General features: G+C 58.4%; 13 protein-coding genes and 1 tRNA gene. 11 read left to right on the forward strand and 3 right to left on the reverse strand.

The features are described from left to right. Positions 1-74 precede the first annotated feature (74 nt). Together tmk and AVI_RS08415 are read left to right on the forward strand one after the other, a co-directional pair. Entirely contained in the window at positions 75-740 is a 666-nt protein-coding gene (gene tmk / locus AVI_RS08410) for a dTMP kinase (protein ID WP_015915959.1), read from the forward strand. 1 nt (position 741) lies between these two features. Beyond that, on the forward strand, positions 742-1,764 hold the full coding sequence (locus AVI_RS08415) for a DNA polymerase III subunit delta' (protein ID WP_409065473.1): 1,023 nt from the start codon (positions 742-744) through the stop codon (positions 1,762-1,764). A 7-nt stretch (positions 1,765-1,771) separates the two neighbouring features. On the opposite strand, the gene AVI_RS08420 is transcribed toward AVI_RS08415, so the two are convergent. After that, complete coding sequence (locus AVI_RS08420) at positions 1,772-2,542, reverse strand: sulfite exporter TauE/SafE family protein (RefSeq protein ID WP_015915961.1); 771 nt, start codon at positions 2,540-2,542, stop codon at positions 1,772-1,774. Between the two features lie 204 nt (positions 2,543-2,746). Here AVI_RS08420 and metG point away from each other — a divergent pair, with 204 nt between their 5' ends. The 4 genes from metG to AVI_RS08440 are packed head-to-tail and all read left to right on the forward strand — an operon-like array spanning position 2,747 to position 7,755. Continuing rightward, complete coding sequence (metG, locus tag AVI_RS08425; protein WP_015915962.1) at positions 2,747-4,324, forward strand: methionine--tRNA ligase; 1,578 nt, start codon at positions 2,747-2,749, stop codon at positions 4,322-4,324. A 3-nt stretch (positions 4,325-4,327) separates the two neighbouring features. Then, positions 4,328-5,110, forward strand: coding sequence for a TatD family hydrolase (locus tag AVI_RS08430; RefSeq protein WP_041697940.1), 783 nt, complete (start codon positions 4,328-4,330; stop codon positions 5,108-5,110). Between the two features lie 7 nt (positions 5,111-5,117). Next, on the forward strand, positions 5,118-5,936 hold the full coding sequence (locus AVI_RS08435; RefSeq protein ID WP_015915964.1) for an MBL fold metallo-hydrolase: 819 nt from the start codon (positions 5,118-5,120) through the stop codon (positions 5,934-5,936). 34 nt (positions 5,937-5,970) lie between these two features. Further along, on the forward strand, positions 5,971-7,755 hold the full coding sequence (locus AVI_RS08440; protein ID WP_015915965.1) for a chloride channel protein: 1,785 nt from the start codon (positions 5,971-5,973) through the stop codon (positions 7,753-7,755). Between the two features lie 44 nt (positions 7,756-7,799). Here AVI_RS08440 and AVI_RS08445 read toward each other — a convergent pair. After that, positions 7,800-7,875, reverse strand: a tRNA-Lys gene (locus tag AVI_RS08445). A 193-nt stretch (positions 7,876-8,068) separates the two neighbouring features. Between AVI_RS08445 and AVI_RS08450 the strand changes: the two genes are divergently transcribed. Then, positions 8,069-8,815 carry a cytochrome c biogenesis CcdA family protein gene (locus AVI_RS08450; RefSeq protein WP_015915966.1) on the forward strand — a complete coding sequence of 249 codons (747 nt, stop codon included), beginning with the start codon at positions 8,069-8,071 and terminating at the stop codon, positions 8,813-8,815. Between the two features lie 24 nt (positions 8,816-8,839). Here the strand turns inward: AVI_RS08450 and AVI_RS08455 are convergent, their stop codons facing one another. Beyond that, a complete protein-coding gene (locus AVI_RS08455; protein ID WP_015915967.1) occupies positions 8,840-10,048 on the reverse strand; it encodes a UbiH/UbiF family hydroxylase in 1,209 nt (402 codons plus the stop codon). 197 nt (positions 10,049-10,245) lie between these two features. On the opposite strand from AVI_RS08455, the gene pcsA reads away from it, so the two are divergent. The 4 genes from pcsA (at position 10,246) to AVI_RS08475 (ending at position 14,740) form a co-directional block, all read left to right on the forward strand. Beyond that, a complete protein-coding gene (gene pcsA, locus AVI_RS08460) occupies positions 10,246-10,971 on the forward strand; it encodes a phosphatidylcholine synthase (RefSeq protein WP_015915968.1) in 726 nt (241 codons plus the stop codon). 169 nt (positions 10,972-11,140) lie between these two features. Continuing rightward, a complete protein-coding gene (locus AVI_RS08465; protein WP_015915969.1) occupies positions 11,141-12,739 on the forward strand; it encodes an ABC transporter ATP-binding protein in 1,599 nt (532 codons plus the stop codon). Continuing rightward, positions 12,729-13,826, forward strand: coding sequence for an ABC transporter permease (locus tag AVI_RS08470; RefSeq protein ID WP_041696556.1), 1,098 nt, complete (start codon positions 12,729-12,731; stop codon positions 13,824-13,826). The genes AVI_RS08465 and AVI_RS08470 overlap by 11 nt, the downstream gene beginning before the upstream one ends. Then, entirely contained in the window at positions 13,823-14,740 is a 918-nt protein-coding gene (locus tag AVI_RS08475) for an ABC transporter permease (RefSeq protein ID WP_015915971.1), read from the forward strand. Before AVI_RS08470 ends, AVI_RS08475 begins: the two co-directional genes overlap by 4 nt. The last annotated feature ends 20 nt before the right edge of the window (positions 14,741-14,760 follow it).

Genomic DNA, 14,760 nt, shown 5'->3' on the forward strand with positions numbered 1-14,760 from the left:
CTAGAGCGTCGGACCGAAACGTGGGAACCGGTTTCCCGTCCGGAAACACTCTAAACAGGAAAGAAAGCGGATCAGTGTCGGTTGGCAGCGGATTATTTGTAACATTCGAAGGCGGCGAGGGGGCGGGCAAGTCCACCCAGATCAGGCTTTTGGCGAATGCGCTGGAGGCGCTCGGCTTTGCCGTTGTCACCAGCCGTGAACCTGGTGGCTCACCCTGCGCCGAGGCCTTGCGACATGTGCTGCTGTCGGGTGCCGCCGAGCCGTTCGGGGTGGAAATGGAAGCCATCCTGTTTGCCGCCGCCCGCAATGACCATGTCGAGGCGCGTTTGCGCCCAGCGCTACTGCGGGGCGATATGGTCCTTTGTGACCGGTTCATGGATTCCTCACGGGTCTATCAGGGCGCGACCGGCAATCTCTCTTCAGCCTTCATCGAGCGACTGCAAGCCATTGCCGTTGATGGCGTGGTGCCGGACCTGACGATCATCCTCGATCTGCCAGCCAATATTGGACTGGCGCGGGCCAAAAACCGGGCCGGGGCTTTGGGAGAAGATGCGCCGGACCGTTTCGAGAAAGAGGAAATCGCCATTCACGAACGCCGCCGCGAGGCTTTTCTGGCCATTGCGCGGGCCGAGCCTGCGCGTTGCAGAGTGGTGGATGCGCGCGCCGGGATCGAGCAGATCGCCGAGGAGATTTTTGCAGCGGTGAAACCGCTCCTGCCTCACAATGTCGGAAGGCGCTAGAATGGAAAAGCCCGGTCTTCTCGATGGTGCCATTGCGCCTTTTGCCAATGACAGGATGTTTGGCCATGGCGCTGCGGAACAGTTTTTGGCCAGTTCCTACCAATCCGGCAAGCTTCATCATGCGATCTTGATAGAAGGGCCGGAGGGGATCGGCAAGGCAACGCTGGCCTTCCGTTTCGCTCATCATGTTCTATCGCATCCCGACCCCGCCAGTGCGCCCTTTGTCATCGCCGACCCGGACCCCAATTCGCTGGTTGGGCGGCAGATTGCGTCCGGGGCCTCGCATAACCTCCTGCATATTGCCCGACCGGTGGATGAAAAGACCGGCAGGGTAAAATCCTCGATTACCGTGGAGGAAATCCGCAAGGCTGGTCATTTCTTTTCCCAGACCTCAGGTGGTGGCAATTGGCGGATCGTCATCCTCGATCCTGCCGACGACATGAACCGCAATGCGGCCAATGCCATTTTGAAAGTGCTGGAAGAGCCGCCGAAACGGTCGCTGTTTCTGGTCCTGTCCCATGCGCCCGGCAAGCTTTTGCCCACCATTCGCTCACGCTGCATGCCGCTGAAATTACAAACGCTTGGCGTGGACGATCTGGCCAGCGCGCTGGCGCATCTGGGGGTCTCGCCACCTGTGGAGCAGATGGCGGCGCTTTCTGATCTCTCCAAGGGCAGCGTGTCGCAGGCGTTGAAACTGATCAACTATGGCGGCATGGAAATCATTGCTGCCTTCAATGCTATCCTTGCCAGTGAAGGCCCGGCGGCGCGAAAGCAGATGCACAAGCTGGCTGATGCGCTGTCAGCCAAGGACAGCGACGTTATCTACCACTTCTTTATCGAGCACCTGTCCGAATTCCTGATGGACAATGCGCGGCAGGTGGCGATGGCGGGTGATCTTGCCCGGGCCGAGCGGCTATCGCGGCTTTCCAGCGCCATCATTGAAAAGCTTGGTGTGGCCGGGGCCTATAACCTCGACCGTAAGCAGACGCTGCTGGAAATTCTTGGCGAGGTCGCGGCTGTATAAGCGGTTCCTACAACGAGATCAATTTCGCCGCGACGATCACCAGAATGAGGGCGAGGATAATTCTCACTGCCTTTTCCGGCAGGCGTGGTGCGGCATAGCTGCCCAACACGATACCGGGGATGGAGCCGATCAGCAGTGAGCCCAGCAGCACCCAGTTGACATCGCCGATCACCCAATAGCCGATACCGCCGATCAGCGTCAGCGGAATGGCATGGGCAATATCTGAGCCGACAATGTCGTTGATGGTGGAGCGGGGATAGAGAAACAGCAGCACGGTCACGCCGATGGCCCCAGCACCGACCGATGTCAGCGTGACGACGGCACCCAGAACCAGGCCAAGAACGAAGGTGCCGATTGCAATGGTGCGTGGGCTTGGGCTGCGGTGGGACTTGAGCCAGTTCATTTCATATCGCACCAGCAGATCCCGAAACAGCAGGATCATCGCTGTCATCATCAGCATGATGCCGAGGCTGGTTGTCAGTAGATCAACGGAATGGGCGCTCTTGCGGTCAACGCCGCTCATCAGCCACAGGGTCAGGCCCGTCGCGGGAACGCTTCCCAACGCCAGCAGGCCGACCAGCCGCCAGCGGATATGGCCGTGGCGATGATGCACAGCGGCACCCGCCATCTTGGTCACGGCGGCATAGAGCAGATCAGTCCCTACGGCGGTTGCCGGATGAACGCCGAACAACAGCACCATCAGCGGTGTCATCAGCGACGCGCCGCCGACGCCGGTAATGCCAACCAGACACCCGACGACAAAGCCCGACAGCGACACCAGGGGGTCAAACGAAAAACCGGTCAGAACGGCACCTCCTCGGATTCGGACATGGCCGATCTAGCGAAAGCCGGGTGCAGCGGTCAAGGTGCGAGACCCTATCAAAGCGCGTGGTCGAGAAACTTGTTGTTTCGCAACGCGGCGACATGCGCTAAGAGCGGCGGACATTCCTGATCGATAAAGCGGACTTGCAAGGGCCGACCCATGAAAGATACGTTCTACATCACCACCGCCATTTCCTACCCGAACGGCAAGCCGCATATCGGCCATGCCTATGAGCTGATCGCCACGGATGCGATGGCGCGCTTCCAGCGGCTGGATGGCAAGGATGTGTTCTTCCTGACCGGCACCGACGAACATGGCCAGAAAATGCAGCAGACCGCCCGCAACGAAGGCATTGCGCCAGAGGAACTGGCGAAGCGCAATTCTGACGAATTCCGCGCCATGGGCAAGCTGCTCAATGCCTCCAACGACGATTTCATCCGCACCACGGAAGCCCGCCACCACGCCGCCAGCCAGGAAATCTGGAAGCGGATGGAGAAAAACGGCGATATCTACAAGGACAGCTATGCGGGCTGGTATTCGGTGCGCGACGAGGCCTATTACGCCGAAGACGAAACCGAAATGCGCGCCGATGGCGTTCGCTATGGGCCGCAAGGCACGCCGGTGGAATGGGTGGAGGAGGAGAGCTATTTCTTCCGACTTTCAGCCTATGAAGACAAGCTGCTGAAGCTCTACGAGGATCAGCCGGATTTCATTGGCCCCAATGAGCGCCGCAACGAGGTGCTGTCCTTCGTTAAGTCCGGTCTCAAGGACCTGTCGATGTCGCGCACCACCTTCGATTGGGGTATCAAGGTGCCCGGCGATGACAAGCATGTGATGTATGTCTGGGTTGATGCGCTGACCAATTACATCACCGCCACCGGCTATCTGACCGATGAAAATGGGCCGCGCGCCAAATACTGGCCGGCAGACGCCCATATCATCGGTAAGGATATCATTCGATTCCACGCCGTCTATTGGCCAGCTTTCCTGCTGTCGGCGGGTGTTGCGTTGCCTAAGCGAATTTTTGCCCATGGATTCGTTCTGAACAAGGGCGAGAAGATGTCAAAATCGCTCGGGAATGTGGTTGACCCCTTTGACCTGTTGCAGCAGTTCGGTCTTGATAACGTCCGTTATTTCCTGTGCCGCGAAATTTCTTTTGGGCAGGACGGCAACTGTAATGCTGAGCTTATTGCTCCGCGTATCAATGCCGATCTCGCCAACGGCATCGGCAATCTCGCCAGCCGTTCGCTGTCGATGATCGCCAAGAATCTTGACGGCAAGGTGCCGCAGCCCGGCCCTCTGACCGAGGCTGACGAGGCTATTCTCGCCACGGCGGATGAAGCGATTGCCATTTGCCGTGAGGAAATGTCTCGCCAGCAGATCCACAAGGCGGTGGGCGCGATCATGAACATCGTCAACGAAGCCGACCGCTATTTTGCCGCCCAGGCCCCTTGGGTGTTGCGCAAGACGGATGTGCCGCGCATGGAAACCGTGCTGTATGTGACGGCGGAAGTGGTGCGGCAGATCGCCATCCTGTTCCAGCCGATCATGCCCGACAGTGCGGCGAAGCTGCTTGATCTCGTGGCAATCGCGCCGGATGATCGGGTGTTCGCCAAACTGGGCAAGGCGGGTCGCCTGACGCCCGGCACGGAGCTTCCTGCCGTGTCACCGGTCTTTCCGCGCTACGTTGCCCCAGATGCAGACAAAGCAGCGGACAAAGCAGCGGACAGGGCCTGAGTGATGTTGATCGATACCCATTGCCATCTGGATTTCGCCGATTTCGAGGAAGAGCGCGACGCGCTGGTGAAGCGCGCCCATGACGCAGGCGTCAAGCAGATGGTGACGATCTCCACCCGCGTTGCCAAGCTTCCGGCCCTGTTGGCGCTGACCGAGCGCTACCCTTCGGTATTCTGCTCGGTCGGCACCCATCCCAACAACGCCAATGAAGAGCTGGAGATCGCTGCGGACGATCTGGTGCGGCTGGCCGAGACGCATGAGAAAATCGTTGCCATCGGCGAATGCGGCCTGGACTACTTCTACGACACCCAGACGCCTGAGGACCAGAAAACCGGTTTCCTGCGCCATATCGAGGCATCGCGCCGCACACAATTGCCGCTGGTAATCCATAGCCGCAGTGCCGATGACGACATGGCGCAGATCCTGCGCGATGAGACGGCCAAGGGTGTGTTTCCCTTCATTCTGCATTGCTTTTCGGCGGGCGAGGCTTTGGCTAAAACCGGGGTCGAGCTGGGCGGCTATATTTCCTTTTCTGGCATTCTGACCTTTCCGAAATCGCAGGAGCTGCGCGATATCGCCAAGGAAATTCCAATGGATCGCCTTTTGGTGGAAACCGACGCGCCTTACCTTGCGCCGAAACGCTGGCGTGGAAAACGCAACGAGCCCTCCTATGTCGTCAATACGGCAGAGGTGCTGGCCGAGGTCAAAGGTGTCAGCTACGCCGAAATCGCCGCGATCACCACGGATAATGCATTGAGACTGTTTTCGAAAATGCCAAGGCTTTGAGTGACCGATGACCTATCTCCGCCGCTTCACCATTCTGGGATGTTCATCCTCGCCGGGCGTGCCGCGGATCAATGGTGACTGGGGAGATTGCGATCCGTTAAACCCGAAAAACAGGCGCACACGCGCGTCTTTCCTGATCGAGCAGATCAGCCCGGATGGCGGCAAGACCGTGGTTCTAGTCGATACTGGCCCGGATTTTCGTGAGCAGATGATCCGTGCGGGTGTCCAATCCCTGGACGCCGTCGTCTATAGCCACGCCCATGCCGACCACTTGCATGGCATCGACGACCTGCGCGGCTATTCCTTGATGCAGCGCGGACGCATTCCGATCTATGCCGAGCCGGAGACCATGCGCCGGATAGAGACGGGGTTCGGTTACTGCCTGAAGACCCCTGATGGTAGCAATTATCCACCCATCGTGCGTCCCCATATCATCGAGGACATGGACAGTCTGATTGAGATTGATGGCGCAGGCGGGCGCATTGCGCTCATGCCGCTGGAACAGCAGCATGGCGACATTATTTCACTCGGCTTTCGCATCGGTGATGTCGCCTATTGCAGCGATGTCAGCGATTTTCCGGAAAAAACCGTGCCGCGTCTGGCTGGGCTGGATGTGCTGGTTATCGATGCCCTGCAATATAGAGAGCATCCGAGCCATTTGTCCCTGTCGCAATCGCTGGCCTGGATCGACAGGCTTGCCCCAAAGCGGGCGATATTGACCCATATGCATATTCCACTCGATTACGAGACCGTCCTGCGCGAAACGCCTGATCATGTCGAGCCGGCGTATGACCAGATGCAATTTGAGCTCACGCTGCCGGCCTGATTTCTTGAAAACGTGGCGCGGGCCAGGATAGACGATGTTGAACAAGCCCTTTCAATCTCCCAGCACGGCCAGCTTTCTCAACAATCTGAAAGCCTCCCGGCTTCAGGCGCTGCTGCGGCGGGGCGAATTGGGTCTGGTGGTGCTGGCCGCCATTATCGGCATACTCGCGGGTTTGTTGGTGTCGCTGGTCAGTTTCTTAAGCGCCAGCCTGCATTTTCTAATCTTCGGCGTTGAGGGCACGTTGAGTGGCAGCGGCATCACCGGACCCATCGTCCTGGGTGGCCCCATTATCGGCGGCATCATTCTCGGCGTCATTGTGTTCATTCTGTCCAAAACCCGTAAAAAACCGATGGTGGACCCCATCGAGGCCAACGCATTGCATGGCGGACGGCTGTCGCTGACCGACAGCATCATCGTTTGCGTGCAGAATATAATTTCGAACGGCTTCGGGGCCTCGGTCGGGCTGGAGGCCGGTTACACCCAGATCGCCTCCGGCTTTGCCTCCAAGCTCGGCGTCAAGCTGAAGCTGCGGCGCGGTGACTTACGGCTGCTGGTCGGCTGCGGGGCCGCCGGTGCGATTGCTGCGGCCTTCGATGCGCCGCTGACCGGTGCCTTCTATGCGGTTGAACTGATCATTGGCTCCTATACCGTTGTTACTCTGGCACCAGTGATTGTCTCGGCGCTGGTCGCCAAGATCGTTACCAGCCAGATCGGCGGGCAGGGGCTGTCCATCGATATCGGTGCGGTCGGCAATATTACCCCAATCGACTACCTGCCCGCCGTCATGCTCGGCATCGTCTGCGCAGGCGTTGGCATCGTGCTCATGCAGGCCGTCTCCTTCATCGAGGAAACCGCGCGCAAAAGCTTCATCTCGCAGCCCTTCAGGCCGATGATCGGCGGAATCATTATCGGCCTTCTGGCGCTGGTTTCCCCACAGGTTCTGGCCGGTGGCCACGGCGCGCTGCATATCAACCTCAATACCCAGAGCAGCCTTTATGCGCTGGTTCTGCTGTTCGTGCTGAAATCCATTGCCAGTGCCATCTCCATCGGCTCCGGCTTTCGTGGCGGCCTGTTTTTCGCCTCGCTGTTCATGGGCGCGCTGCTTGGCAAGATCTTTGCCTTTGGTGCCATGCTGTTTCCAGTTCTGACGCTGACGCCGGTGATTTATGCCGTGGTTGGCATGAGCGCCTTTGCCGCCGCTGTCATTGGTGGACCGCTGACCATGACCTTCCTGGCTCTGGAATTGACCGGCGACTTTCCGATCACCGCGCTGGTGCTTGCTTCAGTCATCACGACGTCGCTGGTTGTGCGGGTGTCGTTCGGCTATTCCTTCGCCACCTGGCGTTTTCACCTGCGCGGAGAAACCATTCGCAGCGCCCAGGATGTCGGCTGGATACGAGACCTGACGGTGGCCAAGATGATGCGCGCCGATGTCCGCACCGCCAAGCTCTCCATGGGGCTTGAGGAATTCTGCAAGCAATTTCCATTGGGCTCGACCCAGCGGGTCATCATGGTCAATGACGACGGACGCTATGCCGGTATCGTGCTTTTGCCGGAAATCTATGCCGATCCAATGGACCGCGAGGATGAGAGCCGCAGCCTGGAAACCTATCTGCGCTATACCAAGGATGTGCTTTTGCCGACCATGAACGTCAAGCAGGCCGCCGCCATCTTTGATTCGACTCAGAGCGAAGCACTGGCCGTCATGAATGATCGTGTGCAGAACCGTCCCATCGGCTTGCTGACCGAAAGCCACACGCTTCGCCGCTACAGCGAAGAACTTGACCTCAGACGCCGTGAGGTTGCAGGCGAGTTTTAACCTCTTAGGGGGCCAAGATGATGTGGTGGGATCTTCTAGGAAAGTGGTGAGCGCGCAGGGATTCGAACCCTGGACCTACTGATTAAAAGTCAGTTGCTCTACCGGCTGAGCTACGCGCTCCCGAAGCGGAGCAAATGCCCCTCTGGAAGTGCGCGGACCATATGCAGGGTGGTGTTTTCGGTCAACCCAAAAAAACAGCTTTTTTCACATTTTCACCAGAGGTTTTTATGGCTTTGGCAAAAAGGTGATTGGCACGTCATTGCCATCGGGGCTACCACACCGATTAAAATAGATACCGGGCGGTGAGGACATTGTGACGATTGCTGAAATTCCATTTCTGACAGCGCTTGTGGCCGGGACCCTGTCCTTTCTCTCGCCCTGTGTTTTGCCGCTGGTGCCGCCTTACCTCTGCTATATGGCGGGCGTCAGCGTCGAGCAGTTTCGCGGTGAAGCGGTAGCGGTTGACCGGCGGGCGCGCTCGGCGGTGATTTTTTCGGCCCTGTGTTTCACCCTGGGCTTTGCAACGGTCTTCGTGGCGCTCGGGGCGGGCGCGTCCTCCATCGGTATGATGTTGCGTCAGCATCTTGATCTCCTGTCGAAGATTGGCGGCTTGATCATCATCGTTATGGGGCTGAATTTTCTAGGCCTGTTTCGCATCGGGCTTTTGGCGCGCGAAATGCGCTTTGCAGGTGGCGGCAAGCCCGCGACCCTGACAGGGGCCTATGTGATGGGGCTAGCCTTTGCCTTTGGCTGGACGCCCTGCATCGGCCCTGTGCTGGGTGCTATTCTCGCGGTCGCCGCAGCCCGTGACACGGTCGGACAGGGGGCAGTGTTGCTGGCGGTCTATTCGCTGGGGCTTGCCATTCCGTTCTGGATCGCCGCTGGCTTTTCAGGGGCTTTCATGCGGTTTCTCACCCGGTTTCGCCGCCATCTCGGTCTGGTGGAAAAGCTCATGGGGCTGCTTCTGGTCGTAACCGGGCTTGCCTTCATCTTTGGTTTTGTGTCCGATCTGGCGATCTGGTTCCAGCAAAGCTTTCCGATCCTGTCACGGATCGGATAAGTTTTCTGTCCATCACGCCTGATCTCAGAATCGCGATTTGATCTTGTCGCGGATCATCTGCGGAAACGCGCCGAAGCCACAGCCCGGTGCGACGCCTTCGCGCATGGCAAAATGGCGCAGAGGCGACAGGTTTGAGAGAAGATGAATTCCTGCGGCGCGCACCATTTGCACCGGCAGGAAGGACGACAGCAGCGAGCGGTTTAAAAGATCGACGCTGGCGGTGCGGCTCCAGACATCCACCTTGCGGTGGCGATCGAAACGGTCGCCCAGCGTCGAGCCGAGCGGTTTTTGCGGCTCATGCCCGACCAAATCCTCCAGCGCCATGATGTCGCGCAGGCTGAGATTGAGGCCTTGCGCGCCGATGGGCGGGAAAGCGTGCGCTGCCTCGCCTATGAAGACAGCCCGGCCCTTGCCGTAGCGGTTGGCGCTCATGCCTGAAAGCGGCCAGGCCTGGGCCGGTGCCTCGACTGTGACTTGGCCCAGCAGAGACTGCATGCGCGCTTCGACCAGAGCGCTGAGATCGTCGAGCGGCAGGGACGTCAGCCGTTCCGCTTCCTCAGGCTCGACCACCCAGACCAGGCTGGAATGATTGCCTTTGAGCGGCACCTGGGTGAACGGCCCGGTTTCCGTATGAAATTCGGTCGAGACATTATTGTGGGGCAGGGTGTGGGTGAAATTCAGCACCACAGCCGTTTGCGGATAGGACCAGGTCCGCACCGCCACATTGGCCGCGCCGCGTGTCATAGAGTGCCGGCCATCGGCCCCGACCACCAGATCGCATTCGATAACCGTGTTATCGGCAAGTGTTACGCGAGCATTGTCCTGGGAGAAATCAATGGACGCAGCCTGTTGATGCAAAACGGTAAGGTTGGATTCGCGTGCCAGGGCAGCATCGAACACATCGAGAAGATCGCTGTTTTGAAAATTATAGCCGAAGGCGGCCAGCCCGATTTCAGAACTGCGAAACGCGACGGGCGGCGCGCGCAGCAGTCGCTTTGTGCCATCGATGATCTGCATGGTCGAAAGCGCTTCGCCTTGGGATTTGAGCTCTTCCCATAGGCCGAGACGGTCAAGAAAGCGGATGGATTGATCCATCAGAGCCGCGGTGCGGCGATCTTTCGGGCGGGTATCCCCGGCAACCAACGTTACCTTGCGCCCGCGTCGGGCCAGTGCCAGTGCCGCGACGGACCCAGCCAGACCTGCGCCAATTACCGTGACATCGACCGTTTCCATCGTTTTCTCCCTGCATAGGTTCATGTGCAAAATAGGGTGTCGGACGCTGAAAATCCATGGGCTTGCGTGGCGCTAGCGAATGGCATTGTGTCGCGGCATGGCGCTGGAAATCGGGTAAAGCCCGGAAGAAAGGTTGCATTTGGGGCAGATTCGGAGAATATCCCCCAACCGATCAAAGGGGTTTTTACCGGCGGATTATGAAGATTTTCAACTATAAGCGCGTACCCTATGCAGAGATGCGCGCGTTCTCCGTGCATATTCTGACAGCCTCCGGCTCGTTCCTGGCATTTTTGGGCGTCGTCGCTGCGGCGGAACATCGCTTTGTCGATATGTTCTGGTGGCTTGGCCTGGCGCTGGCTGTGGATGGCATTGACGGGCCAATTGCCCGCAAGGTCAAGGTCAAGGAAGTCCTGCCCAATTGGTCCGGCGATACGCTCGATAATATCATCGACTATGTGACCTATGTGCTGCTACCCGCTTTTGCGCTTTACCAGAGCGGTATGATCGGCCAGCCTTGGTCTTTCGTCGCTGCCGGAATGATCGTGGTGTCCAGCGCCATCTACTATGCCGATATGGGCATGAAGACCGACGAATATTTCTTCTCCGGCTTTCCAGTCGTTTGGAATATGATCGTTTTTACCCTGTTCGTCATCGATGCCTCTGCAACGACCGCGATGATTGTGGTCGGCATTTCCGTAGCGCTGACCTTCCTGCCGATCAGCTTTCTGCATCCCGTCCGGGTCAAGCGGCTGCGACCGCTTAATCTGGCGGTGTTCTTCCTGTGGTGCGGACTGGGTGGCGCGGCGTTGCTGATGCATTTCCAAACGCCGTCTTTCCTGGTCATCCCCTTCATTATTAGCGGCATTTACCTCTATGTGATTGGTGGAATTCTCCAGGCTTTTCCGTCGCTTGGCCGCAGTTGAAAACAATGCTCTGCCTTAAAAACGGGCAAGACCCAAAAAATAACCTTTCCGGTAGTTGTAAGCGGCAATAAAACCGGTATCAATACGATCAGCAATCTATACTTCACGCAGGGTCATGACGTGAAGGTGTTGAAATGGTTTAGGTATCCGTTTCGTCTCCTTGTTGTGGATGTTCGTCCCAACCGAGGCGGAGCAAGGGGGTCAAGTGTCGCATAGCAAAGAAGTAGCGCTATCTCCGCTGCTTTCGGTTCGCAGCCTGACGAAGCGATTCGGTACATTTGCCGCCTGCGATGGCATTGATCTCGACATTCTTCCCGGCGAAATCCACGCCCTCCTTGGAGAAAATGGCGCGGGGAAATCGACGCTGGTCAAAATGCTGTTTGGCGTGCTGACCCCGAGCGCTGGCGAGATCCTTTGGGATAACCAGGGTGCCGTGGAGATTGCCTCGCCTGCGCAAGCTCGCCAGCTTGGTATAGGCATGGTCTTTCAGCATTTTTCGCTGTTTGAAGCACTGACCGTGGCTGAGAACATCGCCTTGTCCTTGGATCGTTCGGTTTCGATTGGTGAAATCTCCGAGAAGGCGCGGACCTTGTCGCTGTCTTACGGTTTGCCGCTCGATCCTTCGGCCCATGTCGCGGATCTGTCGGTGGGCGAGCGTCAGCGGATCGAAATCGTCCGGGCATTGTTGCAAAATCCGAAATTGATCATTCTCGACGAGCCGACCTCGGTGCTGACCCCGCAGGAGGCGGACAAGCTGTTTGAAACGCTGGAAAAGCTGCGGGCCGAAGGGCGTTCAGTGCTCTATATCAGCCACCGGTTGGAAGAGGTGCAGCGCATTTGCGACCGTGCCACGGTTTTACGCCACGGTAAGGTGACAGGCACCTGCGATCCGCGTCAGGAAACCCCGTCCACGCTGGCGCGAATGATGGTAGGCGCGGACGTCATCGGTGTGACGCCGGATGCCGCCGCGCCAGTTGGTGCGGACCTACTCACTGTTCGCAATCTCAGCGTTGATGCACGCACGCCGTTTTCCATGGCGCTGAAGGATGTGTCGCTGAACGTTCGTGCCGGTGAAATCCTCGGACTGGCGGGCGTGGCCGGTAATGGCCAGAGCGAATTGTTTGATGTGCTGTCGGGCGAATATACCGTGCGCGACCATCAAGCCATCCAGCTATGCGGCCAACCGGTTGGGCGCTTCGGTATCAACCGGCGTCGGTTGATCGGCGCCGGGTTCGTGCCGGAAGAGCGCCATGGCCATGCCGCCGTTACCGGGCTTTCGCTGTCGGACAATCTGCTGTTGGCGCGGCATGGCTCGGATCGTGGGCGTTATGTCTCAGGTCTGTTCGGCCTGATCCGCCACAGTGCCATCAAGACCTCCACCCGACAGATTTGCGAGGCGATGGATGTGCGAAAGAGCGGTGAGGACCCTTCCGCCGGATCGCTTTCGGGCGGCAACCTGCAAAAATTCATTGTCGGGCGTGAGCTGGACCGCAAACCGGCGGTGCTGGTCGTCAACCAGCCGACCTGGGGTGTGGATGCGGGTGCGGCCAGCCGTATTCGTCAGGCGTTGATCGATCTTGCAGCGCAAGGCTCGGCGGTGGTGATCATCAGCCAGGATCTGGACGAGATTTTTGAAGTCTCGACATCGATTGCGGCGATTTCGGAGGGCAGGCTGTCGAAAGTCTATCCAAGCGGCGTGATGAACCGCGAGAAGATCGGTCTGTTGATGGGCGGCTTGCATGGTCTGGAGAATGCCGATGCGCATTGAACTGGAAAAGCGCGCCCGCGCTTCCGGGCTGTTTACGCTGGTCTCACCCTTGCTGGCGCTGGCTTTGACCCTGTTTTTCGGCGGGTTGATGTTTGCAGCGCTGGGCAAGGACCCGTTCTTTGCGCTTTACAGCTTCTTCATTGCGCCGCTGACCGAGGTCTGGTCGCTGCATGAGCTGGCGATCAAGGCGGCACCGCTGATCCTGATCGCGGTCGGACTGTCGGTCTGTTATCGTTCGAACAATTGGAATATCGGCGCGGAAGGCCAGTTCACGGTTGGGGCGATCTGCGGTTCGATCATTCCGGTGATCTTTTACGAATGGCAATCGCCGCTGCTTTTGCCGCTGATGATGGTGATGGGCATGGTTGGTGGTGCGCTTTACGCCGCCATCCCGGCGCTGTTGAAAACCCGATTCAACACCAATGAAATTCTCACCAGCCTGATGCTGGTCTATATTGCCCAGTTCATTCTGGATTATCTGGTGCGTGGGCCATGGCGCGACCCGCAAGGCTTCAATTTTCCCCAGACCCGCGAATTCGTCACGGAGGGCATTCTGCCTGCCATCTGGGAAGACTCAGGGCGTGCCCATTGGGGCTTTGTCTTTGCCCTGGTTGCGGCTGTCGGCGTCTGGTTGATGATGCGGTATACCCTCAAGGGCTTTGAAATCGTCGTGCTTGGCCAATCGGAACGGGCAGGGCGGTTTGCCGGGTTTTCCTCCAGGGGCATGGTGTGGTTTTCCATGCTGTTTTCCGGGGCGCTGGCCGGTCTTGCCGGGATTTCGGAGGTTTCTGGGTCGATCAATCATTTGCAGCCGTCGATTTCGCCCGGCTACGGCTTTACGGCGATCATTGTCGCGTTTCTGGGCAGGCTCAATCCACTCGGTATCATTATTGCCGGTTTGGTTCTGGCGCTGACCTATCTGGGCGGCGAGGGCGCGCAGCTGGCCATCGGCGTTTCGGATAAGGTGGCGCGGGTGTTTCAGGGGCTGTTGCTGTTCTTCGTGCTCTCCTGCGACACGTTGATTTATTATAGGATCAGGCTGGTGTTTTCCAAAACCCGCTCCTCCGTGGCAGAGGGTGCGAAATGATCCTCGAAGCTATTCTTCTGACGGTTATCACTGCCTCAACACCGCTGGTTATCGCTGCCCTTGGCGAGCTTGTCACTGAGCGCGCCGGTGTGCTCAATCTCGGCGTCGAAGGCATGATGGTCATGGGCGCGGTTGCCGCTTTTGCGACTGCCTATTCCACCGGATCACCGCTGCTGGGCGTGGTGGCGGGCATTGTCGCCGGGGCAGGATTTTCGCTGCTGTTTGGATTTCTGACGCTGACGCTTGTTACCAACCAGGTGGCTACCGGCTTGGCGCTGACCATTCTGGGGCTTGGCGTCTCCGGCCAGTTGGGCGAGAGTTTTGTCGGCAAGCCCGGCGTCAAGCTCCAGGCCATTGAGTTTCCGGTACTGTCGGATATTCCCGTCCTCGGCCCTCTGCTGTTTCGGCAGGATCTGATCTTTTATCTGGCGATTGTCCTTGTCATTGGCGTCCACTGGTTCCTGTTTAAAAGCCGGGCTGGGCTGATGCTGCGGGCGGTGGGCGATAGTCCCGCGTCTGCGCATACATTGGGGCTGAAAGTTATCCGCACCCGCTATCTGGCAGTGATGTTCGGCGGTGCCTGTTCCGGTCTGGCCGGGGCGCAATTGTCGCTGGTCTATACGCCGCAATGGGTGGAAAACATGTCGGCCGGGCGCGGCTGGATCGCATTGGCTCTGGTGGTGTTTGCCTCCTGGCGACCGGGGCGCGTGCTGGCGGGCGGCTATCTGTTTGGGGCCGTCACCATCGGCCAGCTGCATGCACAGGCTTTCGGCATCGGATTGCCGTCGCAGTTTTTATCAGCACTTCCTTATGCTGCGACCATTGTCGTTTTGATCGCGATTTCGCATAATCGGCGCACAACGTTGATCAATACACCCGCTTCTCTGGGAAAGCCCTTCGTTCCGGATCGCTGACCCATCGTCTTCACTCTCAT

The sequence above is a fragment of the Allorhizobium ampelinum S4 genome (assembly GCF_000016285.1).
Taxonomy (GTDB): Bacteria; Pseudomonadota; Alphaproteobacteria; order Rhizobiales; family Rhizobiaceae; genus Allorhizobium; species Allorhizobium ampelinum.